This window comes from Streptomyces sp. JLYT201 (genome assembly GCF_059448825.1).
In genome coordinates this window covers 7,830,857-7,850,136 of sequence record NZ_CM182551.1, presented here as the reverse complement: position 1 = coordinate 7,850,136, position 19,280 = coordinate 7,830,857, and the positions used below count along the sequence as shown (strand labels likewise).

Genomic DNA, 19,280 nt, shown 5'->3' with positions numbered 1-19,280 from the left:
GACGGGCCTCACATGCGTTCGAAGGAGCGGCGCAGCTCCCAGTCGGTCACCGCGGAGTCGAAGGCGTCCAGCTCGACCCGCGCCATGTTGCGGTAGTGCGCGACGACCTCGTCGCCGAACGCGGCCTTGGCGACGGGGCTGTTCTCCCACAGCTCGGCGGCCTCGCGCAGCGTCGTCGGGACGTGTTCGTAGTCGGCGGTGTAGGCGTTGCCCGTGCACGCCTCGGGCAGTTCGAGGCGCTGCTCGATGCCGTACAGGCCCGCCGCGACCAGGCCCGCGACCGCCAGGTGCGGGTTGACGTCGCCGCCGGGCAGCCGGTTCTCGAAGCGCAGCGAGCGGCCGTGGCCGACGACGCGCAGGGAGCAGGTGCGGTTGTCGTAGCCCCAGGCGGCCGCGGTCGGCGCGAAGGAGCCGGGCTGGAAGCGCTTGTACGAGTTGATGTGGGGCGCGTACAGGAGGCTGAAGTCGCGCAGCGCCACGAGCTGCCCGGCGAGGAAGTGGCGCATGACGGGCGACATGCCGCCGGGCCCGTCCCCGGCCATGGCGTTGGTGCCGTCGGCGTCCTGGAGCGAGAGGTGGATGTGACAGGAGTTGCCCTCGCGCTCGTTGTACTTCGCCATGAAGGTGATCGACACGCCTTCCTGCGCGGCGATCTCCTTGGCTCCGGTCTTGTACAGCGCGTGCTGGTCGCAGGTGACGAGGGCCTCGTCGTAGCGGAACACGATCTCGTGCTGACCCGGGTTGCACTCGCCCTTGGCGGACTCCACCGTCAGGCCCGCGCCGGCCATCTCGTTGCGGATGCGGCGCAGGAGCGGCTCGATGCGGCCGGTGCCGAGGACGGAGTAGTCGATGTTGTACTGGTTGGCCGGGGTCAGGCCCCGGTAGCCCGCGTCCCAGGCCTGCTCGTAGGTGTCCTTGAAGACGATGAACTCCAGCTCCGTGCCGACGTGCGCGGTGTAGCCGTGCTCGGCGAGCCGCTCCAGCTGGCGGCGCAGGATCTGGCGCGGGGCCGCGACCACGGGTGAGCCGTCGTTCCAGGCCAGGTCGGCGATGAGCAGCGCGGTGCCCTCGTGCCAGGGCAGCCGGCGCAGGGTGGAGAGGTCGGGGCGCATGGCGAAGTCGCCGTAGCCCCGGTCCCAGGAGGACATCGCGTAGCCGTCGACCGTGTTCATCTCCGTGTCGACGGCCAGGAGGTAGTTGCAGCCCTCCGTGCCGTGCTCCAGGACCTCGTCCAGGAAGAACGGGGCGGCGAACCGCTTGCCCTGGAGCCGCCCTTGCATATCGGGGAAGGCCAGGACGACAGTGTCGATCTCGCCGCTCGCCACGAGGGCACGCAGCTCCTCGACACCGAGCGGGGGTGTGCGGTCTGCCACGGGAAAAGCCTCCTTGGGTCAGCCGAGTGGCCATAAGGTATGGGCAAGAACCATTGCTTGGGAAGGGGGTACGGGCAGATGTCCCACGCGCGGGGCGAGGATCGCCTCATTCAGGTGCTGCGACCGGTCCGGGCGGGCAACGGCTTCGAGGAGGCCCTGGAGCAGATCCTCCAGGTGGTCCGCCTCGGCCTGGTGCCCGGCGGCGAACGGCTGCCCGCAGAGCGGGAGTTGGCCGATCTGCTCGGCATCAGCCGGGTCACGCTGCGCGAGGTCCTGAAGGTGCTCCAGGACCAGGGCCTGGTCGAGTCGCGGCGCGGGCGCTACGGCGGCACCTTCGTGCGTCCGCGCGCCGGGGCGCCGGGCGAGGCCGAGCTGCGCCGCCGGGTCACCGACGTGGACGTGGAGGACGCGCTGCGCTTCCGCGAGGTGCTCGAAGTGGGCGCGGCGGGCCTGTGCGCGGCGCACGGCCTCACCGCCGAGCAGGCCGACCGGCTGCGCGAGGCCCTCGCCCGCACCCATGACGCGCCGCTCGCCGACTACCGCCGCCTGGACACCCTGCTGCACCTCACGCTCGCCGAGCTGTCCGGCTCCCCCACGCTCGCCGCGCAGTACGCGGCGGTCCGCGCGACGGTCAACGACCTGCTCGACTGCATCCCCCTGCTCGTGCGCAACCTGGAGCACTCGCAGCGCCAGCACACCGCCCTCGTGGAGGCCGTGCTCGACGGCGACGCGGACGGGGCGCGGGAGATGATGCGCGAGCACTGCGCGGGCACCGCCGCCCTGCTGCGCGGATTCCTGACCTGAGCGGCGGGGCGGGCTCCCCCTCGCGCCCCCGCCGGTTAACCAGCACGTTACGCACGGGTCTTGCTTTCTGTCCGCCCGCACCGCGAAGGTATGCCTCCACACCGCAAAGGTATGCCGCCAATCCATTGAATCCCGCAGGGGGAGCCCCGCATGAGCCTGGAGTCCACGGAACCGCCGAAGGCGCGCGCCGCCGAAGGCGACGACTATCTGGAACGGCGCGCCCTGCGCCGCGGCAACGCGGGATGGGTGCTGCTCACCGGCCTCGGCGTCGCCTACGTCGTCTCCGGCGACTACTCGGGCTGGAACTCCGGCCTGAAGGAAGGCGGTTTCGGCGGCCTGGCCATCGCGATGGCGCTCATGGGCGTGATGTACACCTGCATGGTCTTCTCGCTCGCGGAGCTGTCGTCCGTCCTGCCGACGGCGGGCGGCGGCTACGGCTTCGCGCGCCGCGCCCTCGGCCCCTGGGGCGGCTTCCTGACCGGCACGGCGATCCTCATCGAGTACATCCTCGCGCCCGCCGCGATCTCCATCTTCATCGGCGACTACGTGGAGTCGCTCGGCCTCTTCGGCCTGGAGTCGGGCTGGCCGGTCTACCTCGCCTGCTTCGTGATCTTCATCGGCATCCATCTGTGGGGCGTCGGCGAGGCGCTGCGGTTCAGCTTCGTCGTCACGGGCATCGCGGTGGCGGCGCTCCTGGTGTTCGCCGTCGGCGCGTTCATGGACTTCGACGGCTCCAAGCTCAACGACATCCCCGTGGACCACGACGCCTTCGGCGCCACCTCGTGGCTGCCGCTCGGGCTCCTGGGCATCTGGGCGGCGTTCCCGTTCGGCATGTGGTTCTTCCTCGGCGTGGAGGGCGTACCGCTCGCGGCCGAGGAGACCAAGGACCCGGCGCGCACGCTGCCGCGGGCGATCCGCTGGTCGATGCTCATCCTGGTCGCGCTCGCGCTCCTGACGTTCTTCGCGTCGGCCGGCGCGCGCGGCTCCGCCGCCCTCCAGTCGACCGGCAACCCGCTGGTGGACGCGCTCCAGCCGGACGGCGAGCGCACGGGCCTGAGCCGCGTCATCAACTACGCGGGCCTCGCGGGCCTCGTGGCCTCCTTCTTCTCCCTGATCTACGCCGGTTCGCGCCAGCTCTTCGCCCTGTCCCGGGCGGGCTACCTGCCCCGCTTCCTGTCCCTGACGAGCAGCCGCAAGGCGCCCTATCTGGGGCTGCTCGTGCCGGGTGCGATCGGCTTCTCGCTCGCCGCCGCCAGCGGCGACGGCGCGCGCATGCTGAACGTGGCGGTCTTCGGCGCGACCATCTCGTACGCCCTGATGTCGCTCTCCCACATCGTGCTGCGCCGCCGCGAGCCGGGCCTGGAGCGGCCCTACCGCACGCCCGGCGGCATCCTGACCTCCTCGGTGGCGCTCGCCCTCGCCTGTGCCGCCCTGGTGGCGACGTTCCTGGTGGACGTCACGGCGGCGTTCATCGCGCTCGGCGTGTACGGAGTGGCGATCGCGTACTTCGGCCTGTACAGCCGCAAGCATCTGGTGGCGCGGGCACCGGAGGAGGAGTTCGCGGCCCTCGCCGCGGCCGAGGCCGAGCTGGAACGGAACTGACCCACCTAGCGACAAGGCAGAGGGAGCAGAAGGTGAACGGGAACGGCAAGCGCCCGCTGATCGGCGTGAGCACCTATCTGGAGGCCGAGGCGCGCTGGGGCGTGTGGACGCTGCCCGCCGCGCTGCTGCCCGCCGGGTATCCGCGCCTGGTGCAGGCGGCGGGCGGCCTCGCGTCGATGCTGCCGCCGGACGACCCCGCGTACGCGGCGGACGTCGTGGCCCGCCTCGACGGCCTGGTCGTCGCGGGCGGCCCCGACGTGGAACCGGCCCACTACGGCGCCGCGCGCGAGGAGCGCACGGGCCCGCCCGCGAAGGAGCGGGACGCCTGGGAACTCGCCCTGATCCGGGCCGCCCTGGCCGCGGGCACGCCCCTGCTCGGCATCTGCCGCGGCATGCAGCTCCTCAACGTGGCCCTGGGCGGCACCCTGGTCCAGCACCTGGACGGCCACGCGAAGGCCCCCGGCGTCTTCAGCACGCACGCGGTCAGGCCGGTCCCCGGCACGCGGTACGCCGCGGCCGTGCCCGACGCGGCCACGGACGTGCCCACGTACCACCACCAGGCGGTGGACCGCATCGGCCGGGGCCTGCTGGCTTGCGCCCACGCGGACGACGGCACGGTCGAGGCCGTCGAGCTGCCGGGCCCCGCCTGGGTCCTTGGCGTGCAGTGGCACCCGGAGGCGGGCACGGACACCCGGGTGATGGAGGCGCTGGTACGGGCCGCGGCAGCGCGCGGCTGAGCGCTCGGCCGACCGTACCGCGCCGGGCGGCCGCGGGCCCGTTGTGGCTGGTCGCGCAGTTCCCCGCGCCGCTACGGGGCACTCCCCCGCGTGAGCCCGAGCAGCTCCCGCGCGGGCCCGGCAGGCACATGCCCCGTCGGCCACACGGCCCGCAGCTCGCGGCGCAGCCGCACCCCCTCGACCGGCACACGCACCAGGCGGCGGGCGGCCAACTCGTCACCGAGGGCCAACTCGCTGACCACGGCGGGCCCGGCCCCGCTCACGGCGGCCGACTTCACCGCGGTGGTGGAGGACAGCTCCATGAGCGGCGCCGCGAGCCCGCCGAGGGCCGTGTCCAGGACCTGCCGGGTGCCGGAGCCCCGCTCCCGCAGGATCAGCGGCGTCCCGGCGAGCTCGGGGGCGGCGAGCGGCGCGCGCCGCCGCGCCCAGGGGTGGCCGGGCGCGACCACCACGATCAGCCGGTCGTGCCCGATCACCGCCGCGTCCAGGCCGGTCGGCACCTGGAGGCCCTCCACGAACCCGAGGTCCGCGTCGCCGCCGAGGAGCCGCTCCGCGACCTCGGCGGAGTTGCCCGCGAGCAGCGAGACGGCCGTGTCCGGACGCCGGGCGCGCAGCGCGATCAGCCAGCCGGGCAGCAGGTACTCGGCGATGGTCATGCTCGCCGCCACCCGCAGGCGCGAGTCCCTGCGGTCCCGCAGCGCCTGCGCGCCCGCGTCGAAGGCCTCGGCCGCCTCCACGATCCGCCGCGCCCAGTCGGTGACGAGGGCGCCCGCCTCCGTCAGCCGCGAGCCGCGCGGGGAGCGGTCCACCAGCGCCACGCCGAGCTGCCGCTCCATGGACCGGACGCGCCCGCTCGCGGCGGGCTGGGAGATGCCGAGCTGCCGCGCCGCCCGGCCCAGGCTGCCGAGCCGGGCCACGGCGAGCAGCAGCTCCAGGGCCGCCAGGTCCGGCACCCGGTGTGCGAGCGGCACCCCCGGCACGGGGTCCGACGGGCCGGGCCGGTCCGGCCGGGGCGACGACGCTGAGCTCATAACCCCAGGTTATGCCCTCATAGCTCCAAGATCTCTGGTGGGCCGGACCACCGGGGCGCACCGTGGAGCCATGGTCACCGCAGCACACAGTCGCCCCCGGGTCCGCCCCGGCACCCCGCTCGCCGCCGTCCGGCACCTCGGCCCCAACTGGTACGCGTCCGTCATGGGCACCGCGATCATCGCCAACGCGGGCGTCGCGCTGCCGTACGACGTACCGGGTCTGCGCACGGCCTGCGCCGCCGTGTGGGCGCTGTCCCTGCTGATGCTGACCGCGCTCCTGCTCGCGCGCGCCGCCCACTGGGCGCACCACCGGGACCAGGCCCGCGCACACCTCCTCGACCCGGCCGTGGCGCCGTTCTACGGCTGTCTTTCCATGGCCCTGCTCGCGGTCGGCGGCGCCACCCTGCTCGTCGGCCGGGACTGGATAGGCGTCGGCGCGGCGGTCGTCCTCGACACGGTCCTGTTCACCGCCGGGGCGGCGCTCGGCCTCGCGGCCGCGGTCGCCATCCCGTACCTGATGGTGGTCCGGCACAAGATCGCGGCCGACCAGGCGTCCCCGGTGTGGCTGCTTCCCGTCGTGGCCCCCATGGTCGCCGCGGCCCTCGGCCCGCTGCTCGTGCCCCACCTGCCGCCCGGGCAGGCCCAGAGGGCCCTGCTCTACGCCTGCTTCGCGATGTTCGGCATCAGTCTGCTCGCCACCCTGGTGATGCTTCCGCTGATCTTCGCCCGCCTGGTCACCGGGCCCCCGCTGCCGCTCGCGCTCACCCCCACCGTCTTCCTGGTCCTCGGCCCCCTCGGCCAGTCCACGACCGCCGCCAACAAGTTCGCCGACGTGGCTCAGGGCGTCCTGCCCGCCCCCTACGACCAGGGCTTCGCGGTCTTCGCCGTGCTGTACGGCGTCCCGGTGCTCGGCTTCGCCCTGATGTGGCTGGCCCTCGCGACCGCGATGGTGGTCCGCGCCCGGCGCGCGGGCATGGGCTTCGCGATGACCTGGTGGGCCTTCACCTTCCCCGTCGGCACCTGCGTCACCGGCGCCGCGGGCCTGGGCCGGCACACCGGCCTCGCCGCCTACGACTGGCTGGCCGCGGCCCTCTTCGCCGTCCTCGTGACCGCGTGGTCGGTGGCCCTGGCGCAGACGGCCCGGGGCCTGCTCAGCGGACGGCTGCTCGCAACACCTCAGCAGAAGTAGCTTCGCCTAAAGGAGGCCTGCGCTACTTCAACCGGCGCCCCCGCCAGGTTCCACGTACGCCGCTGCCAGCAACAAACCTCAAGGCACGGAAGGCATCAACGCCAGTATCATTCCGGTACTCCGCGCCGGATACGGATGATCGGAAACTGCCTTGTCGGACTTGCTGGCTCCTCTGAACGATGAGCAGTTGATGCTGCTGACCACAATGGCGACGCCGTACGCGCAGGAGGGGGTGTGGCCGCTGTGGGGCTACGTCCAAGACCAACTTGGGCGGCATGGCTTGAACGCGACCGAGGTTCTGCACTCGCTTCCCATGGCGGGTTCCCAGGACACTACTGGACTTTCGTACGGGGTCGCGTGGTACCTGCGCCCTCGCATGGCAGACGATGTCAGGCCAGCACTGACGGTGGCAGCTGCGGCACACCTGCAAGAGTTGGACCGCCTCATTGCACAGCCGTTTCTCAGCGTGCTGCACATCATGATCAGGGCTCGACTGGATACCCCCATTTCAACGCAAGAAGTCACACAGCCAGAGATCACCCGCTCTGGCATCGGACAGGCTTTGCCGAACCTCGATAGCACCATCCTGAACCGCCTTCCCGACATACTCGGATATGAACCTGCCACATCCGCAGGCATGTTCGTTGAAGGCGAAGAGTGGAAGAGGCCCATCCCTCGGGACGTGCTTCAGTACATGGACGTCCACGATATTCAGTCCTACGTACACCGAACGACTGATCTAGTGAACCGTTCGACAACCATTCCCGCTCACCAAGACGCATCGGCTGCTGCACCTCAACTCCGGATGCCCCCCGCCATGTACGTAGATTGGTCGTTGATCGAGGAGCTAGAGAACAAGACCGGCTCCACACAATGGAATCTTGACAAGCTGGTCCAGCTCCTCCGGGAGCTGAACAGTAACTACGCGGACGGGCACCCCTACGCTTGCCACTCACTACTGCGGGCAATCCTCGACCACATACCGCCGATTCTTGTCGCGCCCACAACTGGCACTCCAGGCTTTAATCAGGTGGTTAGCAATATCTCGTGGTCGAGAACGGATGAGGTATACATGAAAAACCTCAAGTTGTTCCGTGCACAAGGCGATGACGTCTTGCATCGCCAGATTCGCACTAGCCCAGACCTCATCAACATGCATGACGTCCCGCCCCGGGCCTGGCTGAACGCATTGCTTCGGTCTTGCATTGACGCCTTGTAGCGCAAAGCGGTGGAGGCCCAGGAGGCATGAGCAACAGGCAGCTTGGCTTATGTTGCCTCACCTCCCGAATTGGGACACTAGATCCCACGCATGCCGAGTATCACCCTATTCAAGATGACTATCCATCATTTGCGCACCCTACCTCCAGTGATCGCTTAGAGCGAGGAGAGAAGTTTGCAGCGACTGAAGCTCAGGCTCCCCTTCTGAAGTGGGACCAGGATCGAGTGCAGAAGTAGTCAGAACGGAAGCTCAGACCTAACCGCACCTCGCTTGATCGTCGTAATCCGTTCGTGAAATTCACGCGTAGCAGCCTCGCGGGGGTAGCGGAAGCGGAGTTCCTTGTCCAACTCGTCGGCGACCAAAAGGAGAGATGGGAGGGACTTACGGTCGGCTCCGAGAGCAGCGTTCCCCATGCCGATAGCCTCTTCTATCTCGCCCATGCGGGCGGCGGCGACTCCGAGTGTGAGGCGAGCCTCCGCAGCACGCATGGGTGAGATTTCGGTGCCGTCGGGGCCCGTGCTGATGCGGATGACCGAGCGGGCGTGGGTGGCGGCGCGTTCGTCGTCGCCGAGGAGGCGGTACGCGTCCATCTCGTAGAAGTCCCACTTGTCCGGGTCGATTATGAAGTGGTGCTCGGGGTGGTCCGGGCGCGGGAGGCGTTCCAGGCGGGCTCGTCCGGCGTCCAGGGAGTCGCGGACCAGGCGGGCGTCGCCCATGCGGGCTGCGGCGCGGGCCTTGTGGGCGTACAACTGGACGCCGACGGAGTGGGTTTGGTCGGCGGCGTGTCCGGCGTCGACCGCGGTGAGCATGTCGTCCCAGCGGCACTGGGTGAGTGCGAACCAGGCCTCGATTTCCCAGGCCCATGCCTTGATCTCGCCGTGCCCGGCCTCCTCGCCGATGCGGAGGGCTGCGGCCTTGCTGAGGTTGGCGGCCTCGCGTTGGCCCCGGTCGTACTGGACGCACGCGTTCAGGAGGAAGAGCCACCCGGCGTCGACGAGGAGCTCTCGGTGCTGCCGCAGGGTCATGCGACTCTCAAGCTGCTTGGTGACGTACTGCAAGCCGTTTCGCGTGCGCTGATGGAGGTAGTCGGCGTCCGCGTACGGGTACGCGCGGGCCAGTTGGTCGATGCCTTGCTCGATCGACTCCAGGGCGGCGCTGTTGATGCTGGACATCTCTGTGCGGCGGAGTAGCTCGGCGACGTCCCAGAGGCCTGCGCCGCCTTGGGCGAGCAAGGTGCTCGGGTCGTCCGGCTGGGCTCTGTCCGCTGCTTGTTCCAGTTCCCACGGGCGTGGGGCGAGGCCTGCCAGGTGGCCCGGGATGCGGAGCCCGTCGACCACTTCGAGGATCTTGAAGTGCTGGGTGATCCGGGGGCGGACGCCCGTGCCGTTGGTCTCGGGGCGGGCCATCTTGCCGATGTGCTCGCGTTTGTAGCCGACGGCCTCGGCGATCTTGGCGTAGCTGATGTTGCCGTGGAGCTTGGCGAGCCTGAAGACCTCGCCGAAGTCGTGGTTGGCGATGGCTGCGCGTACGTCGGCGCGTTCCAGAACGTGCGGCGGCAGTGCTGCTGGTGTCGGAGCGACTCCGGCCATCTCACTTCCCCATCGTGATTGACCTGACGTTCTCGTGTGCCCGTTTCGCGAGTGTACCGATGAGGGGGGTCCCCAAGAGGGGGGAGCGACGGCCGGTGGAGGGGGTGCACGCTCACTACACCCTGCCGGGAGCGTCCCGGCAGGCGCGGCCGGGGACGGTGGACTGGGTCATGAATCCGAGGGGCGTCCGGAAGCGCGACAACTCTGCCCGGGAGCGGGGTGAGAGTGGTCCACGAGGCACGGCAGGGGCGGGGAGCCCAGGGCACTTCCGGGCACTGACGATCTTCGCTGAGTCTGCGGACGCTGTACGGGCGGCGCGGGACATGGTGGGCGCCTCGCTTCAGGACTGGGGGCTCGGCTGGATGCGTGACGACGTCCGCCTGGTCGTCTCGGAACTCGTCGGGAATGTCGTGCAGCATGCCGTGCCGGACGGCTGCCTGGCGCGTCCTGGAGCGAGTCGGCGCGTGGACGTGTCCGTCATGACCTGGCCCGGCCTGCTCTGCATCGGCGTGACGGATGAGGACTCCGCTCCGCCGGATCTTCCGGCGGGCGAGTGCGTATCGCCCGCCCTGGCCGGTGAGTTCCCGGAGGCTCTGTTACCGGACCGGGGGCGCGGGCTGCTGATCGTTCAGCGCCTGGCCGACTCGGTGTGGTGGTCGCCGGAAGAGCCCGGAGGCAAGACGGTCTGGTGCCGCTTCGACCTGGACCCCGTCGCCAACGAGCGGGCTCCGTAGAGACATCCGGCTCGCCGCCACTCGTACGTCCTCCTACGTGCTGGGGAGGAGCGGGCGGCGGGGCGGATCGCAGCCGGTAGCCGACCCAGCTCCGGTTGCAAGGAGCGCGGCTCTTGGTCCTCACGCCGGGGGCCGCGCTTCACAACCTCATACCGAGACCGGGCCACCCCATCAGCCCTGGAAAGCGAAGGGTGGCCCGGTTGGGGACTCAGCGGCCCCCGGTGCCCGATGGTACCGGGGTCGCTGTGCTGCATCTCGACCTTGGTGCAAGTGAGTTGACGATCCGTTACCTCGATCAAGGTGAAGGTGAGCAAAGTGACTGGCGCGGGTGAGGACTGGCTGAGTGACAGCCTGGATGTCACGGGCGGGGACTTCGGTATGTGGGTCCCGGGTGTCGACTACCTGGCGGGCTGGCGTGCGGCACGAGAGGCTGCCGACCGGCTGAACCGTGCGCTTCTCGGTGCGGGTTTCGAGCTGTCGGAGGTGCGGTGCGTCGCCTCGACTGATCAGGATGGCCGCGGGCTCGTGCGGCTGGCGGGTGCCCCGGGCGTCGTGGACCGGCTCGCCGGGCTCCTGGAGTCGGCCGGGTGCAGGGGCGGTGGTGAGGCATGAGGTGCTGTTCCCGTGGGTGCCGGGCGTGGGCACGTCGGCGGGCTGCTTTGGGCTGGAGCTGCTTTGGCGCGAGTGATCATGGCCCCTTACGCTCGCCCGCGGATCGGGCTGGCTCCTGGCCTGCCCGCAAGTGCCCGATGTGGGGCCATGATCTTCGAGGCTCGCGCCAAAGTGGCTGCCTAAAGCCTCAGAACGCCGACCCCCGGCCACGTCGGCCTCGGCCCGTGGCTGCGGGTCGACGCGCTGCCTCGCTGTGCGGGCCGCGGTGTGGGGCGCTGGGTGTCCGGCCGGGACCGGCGGGCACGCCGCATGCCCGGCCGAGGCGCACGGGCGCCCCGGCGCGCCGCAGGCGCGCCCTTGAGGAAGTGAAGGAAGTTTCGACAGGTGCGCTGCCCTCAGGTGCGGGCGCGGCGGGCGGGCTGCTTGTCGGCGGTGATCCGGTAGGCGAGTTCGGCGCGGTCCGCGCCCACGCGAAGCTCTTCGAGGAGCAAGGGGCGGTCGTCGGTGCCGTGGGTGATGCGGGCCAGGTGCAGCAGTGGTGTCGCGTCCGGGAGCTTCAGGGCCGTGCGCTCGTCGGGCAGGGGCATGCGGGCGCGCACCGTCTCGGACCAGGTCAGTTGATGCCCGGCCTCGGCGAGCCGACCGTAGATCGCTACGGGCTGCTGATCCGGGCTCTCGGCCAGGTGCGGGGTGGCGTCGGCGACCTCGAAGGGGATCGACGTCCGGTGCATGGCGCGGGTGCCGGTCGCCGGGTCGGTGAGCAGACGGTCGCAGCAGAAGAGGGCTTCCTCCTCGCCGAGGTGGAGGAGCGGGCCGGTCTCCTTCGTGGTGTGCGACCGGTATGCGCTCGGCGTCTCGGCCTCGTCCCACTCGGTCCCGTCGGGCAGCGTGAAGCCGCCTCCCCGGGCCTGGGTGATACGGCGCTCCAGCGTCACGGCGGGCTGGCCGTTGGAGCGGACGAAGCTGCCCTTGCCGTGCCGTACGTCGATCAGGCCTTCGGATCGCAGAGCGGCGATGGCGTTGCGGACGGTGGGGCGGGAGACCTGGTAGCGGGTCATGAGCTGGGCCTCGGACGGGAGCAGGCTGTCGGGGGCGAACTCGCCGGAGAGGATCGCTTCGCGGATGGCGGCGGCGACCTGTTGGTAGAGCGCTCCGGGGCGGTGGATCTCCGTCATCTGGGCACCTTCGTCATCGGCGTCTGGGCCGGCGGCTCGTAGGTCATCGTCACGTCGCACGCGCGACATCACTCGTCAGCATAAGTAGTTGCCCCCCGACCGGGAAGAGCTCCATGCTCATCACTCGTAAGGACAAGTGACGTCAGGAAGAGTTTCTGACGCGCTTCAAGTGGCCAAGGAGGCCCACGCAATGCAGTCCATACCCGTGGACACGGCGCGGCTCGGCGTACTGCGGTGCGCCATCACGCCCGAAGCGAAGATCAGCAACTCCGAGACCGGGGAGGCCAAGAAGGACCGCGACGGCAACACCGTCTACACCGTGGCCGTCATCGTCCGCCAGGACGGGCGGCGCATCTCGGTGATCGAGATCGCCGTCTCCGGCGAGCCCAAGGGCCTGGAGGAAGGGCAGATCGTCAAGGTCACCGGGCTGACGGCGTTCGCCTGGGCGATGGGCGACCGCCACGGCGTCAGCTTCCGCGCGGAGGCGATCACGCCCATGCCCGGCACCACCGCACCCCAGATGCCCCGGACCGAGAAGACGGGCGGTGGTGCCTGATGGATGCCGTCCTGCTCGCTCTCGCGTTAGCCGTGCTGGCCTGGCTGCTGGTCATCGGCGACCATCTGCGGCGGCTGCGCCCGCACTGGCACTGGTATCTCACCGGCTACCCCGTCGCGGCGTGCCGGGTGCTGTGCACCTGGCGCCGCGTCGCCATCCTCAACGACCTGGCCGTCTCCAAGCACCCGGCCCGCGGGCTGCTCGGGGAGCTGGTGGTCAAGGGCGATCCGCTGCGGCCGGTGGCTCCGCGCATCTCCTTGCCCCGCGCCCACCGCATGGGCCTGCGGGTGGCGGTGCGGCTGCACGCGGGCCAGACCCCGGCCCCGTATCTGAAGGCGGCAGACGCCTTCGCCCATGCCTGGAAGATGCACGCGGTCCGCGTCACCTCCCCGGAGCGCGGTCTGGTGGTCCTGGCCGCGACGGCCAGTGACCCGCTGGAACACCCCGGTCTGGTCTCTGCCCCGGCTTCGCATCTCGCGGCCGTCGTGGGGGTGCTGGAGAGCGGCGGGGCGTGGGTGATGGACCTGCGCCTGGTCCCGCACTGGCTGATCGCCGGAGCCACCCGCTCGGGCAAGTCCACACTCCTGGCCCGGCTGATCACGCAACTTGCCCCGCAGGACGTCGCACTGGTCGGGATCGACTGCAAGGGCGGCATGGAACTGGGCCTGTTCGCCCGCCGCCTGTCGGCGCTGACGACGTGCAGGCGCGAAGCCGTGGCCGTCCTCGGCGCCCTCGCCATCGAAATGCGCGACCGCATGGACGAGTGCCGCGCCGCGGGCGTCCGCTCGATCTGGGAACTCCCCGACAAACTCCGCCCCGTACCCGTCGTCGTGATCGTCGACGAACTGGCAGAGCTCTACCTCTCCGACGGCACCCGCGAAAGCCGGGCGGAGACCGAGCAATGCTCGACCCTGCTGCTGCGCCTGGCCCAACTCGGGGCCGCACTCGGGATGCACCTGGTCGTTGCCGGGCAGCGCGTCGGCTCCGACCTCGGCTCCGGCGTCACCGCCCTGCGCGCCCAGCTCGGCGGCCGCATCTGCCACCGAGTCCACGACCCCGGCACCGCCGAAATGGCCCTGGGCGACCTCAACAAGGACGCCGTCACCGTCGCACAGTCCATCACCCCGGAAGAGAAGGGCGTGGCCGTGTGCACCGGCCCCGACGGCGGCTGGAGCCGCGCCCGCTCCCACCTGACCACCACAGCGCAGGCCAGGGCCACGGCCGACGCACATGCCGCCCTCACGCCCAGCCTGCCCGCCGTGGACCAGATGCTCGCCGCACTCCGGGGAGGCACCCCGTGATCACCGAAGGCACCGCCCTCTCCCTCTCGCTGATCTTCGGCGTCATCACCGTCTTCCTCGTCCGCTCCCGGGACATGCGCGTCCACCACGCCATCTGCGCCGTCCTGCTCGGGGTCTACCTCGGCCAGACCCCCGTGGCCCTGAGCGTCCACGAACTCATCACCTGGCTCACCAACGGCTTCTCCCAGCACTGATCCGGAAGGACTCGTCATGCCCATGAGCCGCGTGAAGTGCCCCCACTGCAAGGGCGAAGGCACCCGCCCCACCTGGACCGGCCACCGCCACCGCTGCCGCTACTGCCGGGGCGCAGGCGTCATCCGCTGACCTAACCGACCACCACAACCAAGGAGCGAAGCCCATGGACCACACCGCGCCACCCACCCCCATCCGTGCCGCTGCGGCGGCCCACCCCGGAAGGTCACCACCATCACCCCCGAGTCCACCTCGGCTGGCAGGCGCGCCGTCCTCGACCGCGCGGCGCGCCTGCGCCAACTCCCCGAAGCAGACCGCGACGCCATCCGCATCGCCCAAGACCCGCAGTTCGCCCGCTGGCTGGACCAGATCACCGCCACCGGCGGCTGCACCCACCCCATCCACCTGTCCGGCACGACCACCACGTACGAGACCGCGACCGGCCAGGTCCTCCGCCACTACGACACCCGCGACGAACCCGGCGAACGCCTCCTGATCCGCTGCCGCAACCGACGCGCCACCGTCTGCGCCCCCTGCTCCCGCCTCCACGCAGGCGACACCTACCACCTCGTCCGCGCAGGCATCCTCGGCGGCAAGAACATCCCCGCCACCGTCCGCGACCGGCCCCGGCTCTTCCTCACCCTCACGGCACCGTCCTTCGGCCCCGTGCACCGGGCCGGAGAGCACTGCCGACTGCGACGCGAGGGCGGCGTATGCGAACACGGCCGCCCCCTCGGCTGCGCCGCCGCCCACGCCCCGGAAACCCCTCTAATCGGCCAGCCGCTCTGCACCGCCTGCTACGACTACACCGCCCACGCCCTCTGGCACGCCCACGCAGGCCTGCTCTGGGACCGCTTCACGCGCGGCGTCCGACGCCACCTAGCCACGGCGGCAGGCCTCCCTCAGTCCCGCTTCCCGGACCATGCGCGCCTGTCTTTCGCCCGCGTCGCCGAGTACCAGCGTCGCGCCGCCATCCACCTCCATGCCGTCATCCGCCTCGACGGCCCCGCCGGACCCCGCGACGAACCCCCGCCCTGGGCCACCACAGACTTCCTCGCCCACGCCGTGCACGCCGCCGCGAGCCGCGTCGTCGTCCACACCCCCTACAGCCCCGCCGTCGGCGAACTCGCCCTGCGCTGGGGCACCCAACTCGACGCCCGCCCCGTCCACGCCGACGGCCACGGCCCCGATGACGACGCGGTGGCCGCCTACGTCGCCAAGTACGTCACCAAGGGCGCCAGCGAGACCGGGGCCGGCACCGACCACAGGCTCACCACCTGGGACGACATCACCCACGCCCCGGCCACTGACCACGTCCGCACCCTCAAGCGCACCTGCTGGCGCCTCGGCGGACTGCCCGAGTACGAGCCGCTGCGGCTGCGCGCCTGGACCCACACCCTCGGCTACCGCGGCCACATCCTCACCAAATCCCGCACCTACTCCACCACCTACGCAGCCCTACGCGCCGAGCGCGCGCAACACCAGGGCGCCACCCTCGACGAGCCACCGGGCACCACCACCGACGCGCACTGGCGCTACCTCGACTCCGGCCACACACCCGGCGCCGCCTGGCTCGCGGCTGGAGTGGCGGAAGACCTTGTGGCCAACCGTCAGATCGCCCAGGAGGTGCTCACTACCGAGAGGGGGTGGCCGGGTGCAGGGTCCGGGTGACAACGAAGAAGATCGAGATACGGCCTGGGCTCGGGAGCATGCCCGCAAGGCTCCGCGCTGGGCTGACAGCCAGTGGCGACGTATGAATGCCACCTTGGGCTTAGAGATCGCCTCATCCGTCGGAGTCCGTCACCACCACCGCGCGAAGTGACGGGCTCCTCCCCTGGTTGCTAGTCCTCGTTCGCGGCCCACACAGGGACCAGACGGTCCCTCAGAGGCACTCGCCGCCCTCGGCCCACCTGGAGAACGACGAGGGCAGTCAACGTCTGCTCCACGTAGGCGCGCCGCTCGGCAAGAGTGACGCCATCGCGGTACCACTCCGTAGCGATGTCGACGGGGTCTCCCTGGGCAGTCATGATCTTGCGACTCCAGGCGTTGCGCTCCTTGACCAACCGACGCTCGTCCGCCTCGTACTCGGCAAGATCCGTGTAGTAACGCTCAGCGCTGATCTTGCGTGCCCTGCGGGCCTGCTTCAGGTCGTCCAAGTCCTCTCGAACGGTCCTCAGCTCGTCCTCTCCTCGCCATGGCCCGGGGACAGCGACTGCCTTCCGCTTGGCGGCTTCCTCCTCGTACTTCGCGATCACCAGTTTCGCGATCAGCTCGTCCGTCTCCGGACCGCCGATCTTCACGCCCCCACAGCCTCGCCCTGTGCTCTTCGCGTGGCACCCGTAGTAGAAGTAGCCCTCTGGCTTGCCGACGCTGGGAGGCGCCTTGTAGGGGCGGAGGAGCGCCCCGCACCCCTCCTTGCCGCAGCGAAGCGTCCCGGTCCCCAGGTACTTGCGGCTGTTGAATCCCGTCCCGCGTACCGGCCCTTCGCCGATGATCGCGACGAGTGACTCCCACTCGGCCACCGTCAAGATCGGTTCCCACTGCCCGATGACGGGGTTGCCCTTGCCGTCGCGTGCGATGGCCATGTTCTTGAGTTCGCGCCCCGATTCCGGGTCGGCCTCCACCACCGAGTACGACCGGTAGCCACATACACGCGGGTTCCGCAGCATTTCTCTGAGTGCGCTCTGCGTCCAGGGATTGCCCTTGGACGTGGTGAGGCCCGCGCGGTTCCAGTCAGCGATGATCGCGTACCACGTCGCCCCCTCGATCAGCCGACGGGCCGCCTTGCGGAGCAAGTCAGCCTCAGCCGTGTTCAGCGTGCGCTTGTCCTCCTGCCAGCCGAACGGGCGCGTCCCGCCCACGGGTATGCCCAGGTCCCGCCGTGCCTTGTGGTTGCGCTTCACCCTGCGAGCCGTGTCCGCCGACTGCTTGTTGGCCATGGCGACGACGACCCGTGCCATGGCGCGACCGTTGTCGGTCAAGAGATCCAGAGTCCCTGTGATGTCGATGATCGGTCGACGGTAGTGCTCGACGGTCTCGATCGCGTCTTCGAGGTGTCGGGGATCACGCGTCAGACGGTCGATGTCGTACACGATCAGCCCATCGATCCGCTTCCCGTTCGGGGCCTTGCCCTGCTTGAGGTCCTCCAGCGCTCCCTCGAACACTGGCCTGACCACTCGGTAGCCCACGCTGCCGTCAGGCAGACGTACGCGCCTACGCTTCCACGCGGAAGTGTCCGGCTCCAGGTAGGTGTACACGTAACGGCCGCCCCGCTTCTCGACGAACTCGCGGCCGTCCTTCTCCTGCTCCTCCGTGCTCTTGATGTCCCTGCCGGTCATCGGCACGAAGCGCGCCTTGCCCGTCGGGCCGTCATCGAGGGCTTCACCCTCGACCTCCTCTGTGGACAGCCGGGCCAGTCCTGCCCAGGCCTGCCCCTCCAGGTCACCCCAGTGGGCTCGCCGTACTAAGTCATCGGCCATGGGCCGAAGCTACATCCGTGGATGTGCTGCTCGCAGCGCCGCGCTGAGCACCCCCGGCGCCTCGCGCAGCGACGGCCCGTACCAGGTGAGGTGGCGGCCGCTGACCAGTGCGGCGGGCGTCCCCGGGAAGGCCTCGGGGCCGTCGTCGGGCGTGAAGCGGTACGGCTCGTCCGGGAGCACCACCAGGTCGGGGCCCGCGGCGCGCAGCTCGTCGAGCGGGACGCGGGGGTAGCGCTCGGCGTGCCTCGCCCAGGCGTTGTCGACGCCCAGGCGCGCGAGCAGGTCCCCCGCGAACGTGTCGCGGCCGAGCACCATCCAGGGCCGCCGCCAGATCGGCACCGCCGCCCGCAGCCGGGAGGCCGGGCGCGGCGGGTCCTCCCAGGCGTCCTCGGCCTCGGCGAGCCACCGCGGCCGGGCGGGCCCGCCGCAGGCGGCGAGCGCCCGGGACAGCTCGCGGAACGCCTGCTCCAGGCCGCGCACCTCCGTGACCAGGACCTCCAGGCCCGCGGCGCGCAGGGCGGCCAGATCGGCGGGGCGGTTCTCCTCCTCGTTGGCGAGCACCAGGTCGGGAGCGAGCGCCACGACCGCGGGGACGTCCGGGTTCTTCGTGCCGCCGATCCTCGCCACGCCGAGGTCGTCGAGGTCCGCCGGGTGGCTGCACCACTCGGTGACGCCGACCAGGGCACCCGGCACCGTCACGGCGACCGCTTCTGTCAGGGACGGCACCAGGGAGACCACCCGGGCGGCGGGCATCGCTCAGCGCCGCCCCGCGTCCAGGGCCTCGATGTGCTCGCCCACCGCGACGACGAGCACCCGCGCGTCGGCGGCCGTGGCCCGCCAGCGGTGCCGCACGCCGCCCGTCAGATACAGGGAGTCCCCGCGCCCGAGGCGGTAGGCGCGGCCCTCGGCCTCGACCTCGACGGCGCCCGCGATGACGTACATCAGCTCGTCGTTGCGGTGCTGGAACTCGCGGCCCTCGTCGTGGTCGCCCACGTACTCGAAGGCGTGCAGCTGGTGGTGGCCGCGCACCAGGTCCCGTACGTGCGTCTCGCAGGTGCCGCCCGCCAGGTTCACCTCGTCGTCGGCGCGCACCAGGTCGACCGTGCCGGTCGGGTCGGCGGCGGCGAGCAGCTCCACGGCGGTGGTGCCGAGCGCGTCCGCGACCCGCTCCAGGGAGCGCATGCTGGGGCGGGCCCGCTCGTTCTCCACCTGGCTCAGGAACGGCACCGACAGGCCGCTGCGCCGGGAGACGACCGCGAGGGTGAGCTCCAGCTGACGGCGGCGCCGCCGTACGGCCGAGCCCACCCGGAGATTTTCCTTGTGCTCGTCCATCGCCTCGGCTCCCTTCTTCTCTTGCGCGCTTGGGCCGACTCGGGCGAGCCAGTGCCTTCACCCTGATGGGTTTTCTGCACCCTACGCATGTTCGCCAAACGGTTTTACCCAGTTGGGCGGTCCGTGCGCAGGTTCCAGCCGGGCGCTGGGGCGCGCGCCGTCGCGGGGTCACCGCGCCGCGCGCTCGTCGAACAACGCCCGTCGGACCGGAAATCGTCGCCGCAGGGCCCGCCGGACCGCAACTCCGGCAACTCCCGGGCCCGCCCGGCGCATCTCCTCCGCCCCCTTCGGCCCGTGCCCGGGCACGCGTACGCCCGCCCACCCGCCGCGAAGCGGGCGGGTGGGCGGGCGTGAA

Annotated in this window: 18 protein-coding genes; 11 read left to right on the top strand and 7 right to left on the bottom strand. The window is 70.8% G+C overall.

From position 1 onward, the window contains the following. Positions 1-8 precede the first annotated feature (8 nt). A complete protein-coding gene (locus AC5WAM_RS33405; protein ID WP_366789710.1) occupies positions 9-1,373 on the bottom strand; it encodes a glutamine synthetase family protein in 1,365 nt (454 codons plus the stop codon). Between the two features lie 78 nt (positions 1,374-1,451). Between AC5WAM_RS33405 and AC5WAM_RS33400 the strand changes: the two genes are divergently transcribed. From AC5WAM_RS33400 to AC5WAM_RS33390, 3 genes are all read left to right on the top strand, one after another. Next, positions 1,452-2,177 carry a FadR/GntR family transcriptional regulator gene (locus AC5WAM_RS33400; protein WP_366789709.1) on the top strand — a complete coding sequence of 242 codons (726 nt, stop codon included), beginning with the start codon at positions 1,452-1,454 and terminating at the stop codon, positions 2,175-2,177. A gap of 150 nt (positions 2,178-2,327) precedes the next feature. Next, positions 2,328-3,779, top strand: a complete 1,452-nt coding sequence (eat, locus tag AC5WAM_RS33395) for an ethanolamine permease (RefSeq protein ID WP_366789708.1) — start codon at positions 2,328-2,330, stop codon at positions 3,777-3,779. A gap of 32 nt (positions 3,780-3,811) precedes the next feature. Beyond that, entirely contained in the window at positions 3,812-4,516 is a 705-nt protein-coding gene (locus AC5WAM_RS33390; protein WP_366789707.1) for a gamma-glutamyl-gamma-aminobutyrate hydrolase family protein, read from the top strand. Between the two features lie 71 nt (positions 4,517-4,587). On the opposite strand, the gene AC5WAM_RS33385 is transcribed toward AC5WAM_RS33390, so the two are convergent. Beyond that, on the bottom strand, positions 4,588-5,547 hold the full coding sequence (locus tag AC5WAM_RS33385) for a LysR family transcriptional regulator (protein WP_495519812.1): 960 nt from the start codon (positions 5,545-5,547) through the stop codon (positions 4,588-4,590). Between the two features lie 70 nt (positions 5,548-5,617). Here AC5WAM_RS33385 and AC5WAM_RS33380 point away from each other — a divergent pair, with 70 nt between their 5' ends. Together AC5WAM_RS33380 and AC5WAM_RS33375 are read left to right on the top strand one after the other, a co-directional pair. After that, on the top strand, positions 5,618-6,736 hold the full coding sequence (locus tag AC5WAM_RS33380) for a TDT family transporter (protein ID WP_495519811.1): 1,119 nt from the start codon (positions 5,618-5,620) through the stop codon (positions 6,734-6,736). A 190-nt stretch (positions 6,737-6,926) separates the two neighbouring features. Further along, a complete protein-coding gene (locus tag AC5WAM_RS33375) occupies positions 6,927-7,955 on the top strand; it encodes a hypothetical protein (protein ID WP_495519810.1) in 1,029 nt (342 codons plus the stop codon). A gap of 236 nt (positions 7,956-8,191) precedes the next feature. On the opposite strand, the gene AC5WAM_RS33370 is transcribed toward AC5WAM_RS33375, so the two are convergent. Beyond that, the gene (locus tag AC5WAM_RS33370; protein WP_495519809.1) at positions 8,192-9,544 is read right to left on the bottom strand and encodes an NsdA family TPR-like regulatory protein; all 1,353 of its coding nucleotides are present in this window, start codon (positions 9,542-9,544) and stop codon (positions 8,192-8,194) included. A 275-nt stretch (positions 9,545-9,819) separates the two neighbouring features. On the opposite strand from AC5WAM_RS33370, the gene AC5WAM_RS33365 reads away from it, so the two are divergent. Then, positions 9,820-10,278, top strand: a complete 459-nt coding sequence (locus AC5WAM_RS33365; protein WP_495523695.1) for an ATP-binding protein — start codon at positions 9,820-9,822, stop codon at positions 10,276-10,278. 315 nt (positions 10,279-10,593) lie between these two features. After that, the gene (locus AC5WAM_RS33360; RefSeq protein ID WP_495523694.1) at positions 10,594-10,890 is read left to right on the top strand and encodes a hypothetical protein; all 297 of its coding nucleotides are present in this window, start codon (positions 10,594-10,596) and stop codon (positions 10,888-10,890) included. A gap of 395 nt (positions 10,891-11,285) precedes the next feature. Here the strand turns inward: AC5WAM_RS33360 and AC5WAM_RS33355 are convergent, their stop codons facing one another. Further along, positions 11,286-12,065 (bottom strand): GntR family transcriptional regulator, encoded by a 780-nt coding sequence (locus tag AC5WAM_RS33355; protein ID WP_495519808.1) that lies wholly within the window; start codon positions 12,063-12,065, stop codon positions 11,286-11,288. Positions 12,066-12,255: 190 nt separating this feature from the next. Here AC5WAM_RS33355 and AC5WAM_RS33350 point away from each other — a divergent pair, with 190 nt between their 5' ends. From AC5WAM_RS33350 to AC5WAM_RS33335, 4 genes are all read left to right on the top strand, one after another. Further along, positions 12,256-12,621, top strand: a complete 366-nt coding sequence (locus AC5WAM_RS33350; protein WP_495519807.1) for an SCO3933 family regulatory protein — start codon at positions 12,256-12,258, stop codon at positions 12,619-12,621. Further along, positions 12,621-13,922: an FtsK/SpoIIIE domain-containing protein gene (locus AC5WAM_RS33345; RefSeq protein WP_495519806.1), complete on the top strand. Its 1,302-nt coding sequence runs from the start codon at positions 12,621-12,623 to the stop codon at positions 13,920-13,922. Before AC5WAM_RS33350 ends, AC5WAM_RS33345 begins: the two co-directional genes overlap by 1 nt. After that, positions 13,919-14,116: a hypothetical protein gene (locus AC5WAM_RS33340; protein WP_495519805.1), complete on the top strand. Its 198-nt coding sequence runs from the start codon at positions 13,919-13,921 to the stop codon at positions 14,114-14,116. The genes AC5WAM_RS33345 and AC5WAM_RS33340 overlap by 4 nt, the downstream gene beginning before the upstream one ends. Before the next feature lie 232 nt (positions 14,117-14,348). Further along, positions 14,349-15,785, top strand: coding sequence for a replication initiator (locus AC5WAM_RS33335; protein WP_495523693.1), 1,437 nt, complete (start codon positions 14,349-14,351; stop codon positions 15,783-15,785). A 170-nt stretch (positions 15,786-15,955) separates the two neighbouring features. Here AC5WAM_RS33335 and AC5WAM_RS33330 read toward each other — a convergent pair whose 3' ends face one another. From AC5WAM_RS33330 to AC5WAM_RS33320, 3 genes are read right to left on the bottom strand one after another with little or no spacing between them, the layout of a single operon-like run. Then, positions 15,956-17,593, bottom strand: coding sequence for a recombinase family protein (locus AC5WAM_RS33330; protein ID WP_495519804.1), 1,638 nt, complete (start codon positions 17,591-17,593; stop codon positions 15,956-15,958). A 9-nt stretch (positions 17,594-17,602) separates the two neighbouring features. Continuing rightward, positions 17,603-18,346: a helical backbone metal receptor gene (locus AC5WAM_RS33325; protein ID WP_495519803.1), complete on the bottom strand. Its 744-nt coding sequence runs from the start codon at positions 18,344-18,346 to the stop codon at positions 17,603-17,605. Between the two features lie 3 nt (positions 18,347-18,349). Beyond that, positions 18,350-18,925, bottom strand: coding sequence for a helix-turn-helix domain-containing protein (locus tag AC5WAM_RS33320; protein WP_366789702.1), 576 nt, complete (start codon positions 18,923-18,925; stop codon positions 18,350-18,352). Positions 18,926-19,280 lie beyond the last annotated feature (355 nt).

What these genes read in the sequence shown, in the direction of transcription:
- AC5WAM_RS33370 (WP_495519809.1), bottom strand. Translation starts at nt 9,544, where the DNA reads ATGGCCGGAGTCGCTCCGACACCAGCAGCACTGCCGCCGCACGTTCTG.
- AC5WAM_RS33345 (WP_495519806.1), top strand. Translation starts at nt 12,621, where the DNA reads ATGGATGCCGTCCTGCTCGCTCTCGCGTTAGCCGTGCTGGCCTGGCTG.
- AC5WAM_RS33350 (WP_495519807.1), top strand. Translation starts at nt 12,256, where the DNA reads ATGCAGTCCATACCCGTGGACACGGCGCGGCTCGGCGTACTGCGGTGC.
- AC5WAM_RS33400 (WP_366789709.1), top strand. Translation starts at nt 1,452, where the DNA reads ATGTCCCACGCGCGGGGCGAGGATCGCCTCATTCAGGTGCTGCGACCG.
- AC5WAM_RS33330 (WP_495519804.1), bottom strand. Translation starts at nt 17,593, where the DNA reads ATGGCCGATGACTTAGTACGGCGAGCCCACTGGGGTGACCTGGAGGGG.
- AC5WAM_RS33375 (WP_495519810.1), top strand. Translation starts at nt 6,927, where the DNA reads ATGCTGCTGACCACAATGGCGACGCCGTACGCGCAGGAGGGGGTGTGG.
- AC5WAM_RS33380 (WP_495519811.1), top strand. Translation starts at nt 5,618, where the DNA reads ATGGTCACCGCAGCACACAGTCGCCCCCGGGTCCGCCCCGGCACCCCG.
- AC5WAM_RS33320 (WP_366789702.1), bottom strand. Translation starts at nt 18,925, where the DNA reads ATGGACGAGCACAAGGAAAATCTCCGGGTGGGCTCGGCCGTACGGCGG.
- eat (WP_366789708.1), top strand. Translation starts at nt 2,328, where the DNA reads ATGAGCCTGGAGTCCACGGAACCGCCGAAGGCGCGCGCCGCCGAAGGC.
- AC5WAM_RS33385 (WP_495519812.1), bottom strand. Translation starts at nt 5,547, where the DNA reads ATGAGCTCAGCGTCGTCGCCCCGGCCGGACCGGCCCGGCCCGTCGGAC.
- AC5WAM_RS33325 (WP_495519803.1), bottom strand. Translation starts at nt 18,346, where the DNA reads ATGCCCGCCGCCCGGGTGGTCTCCCTGGTGCCGTCCCTGACAGAAGCG.
- AC5WAM_RS33355 (WP_495519808.1), bottom strand. Translation starts at nt 12,065, where the DNA reads ATGACGGAGATCCACCGCCCCGGAGCGCTCTACCAACAGGTCGCCGCC.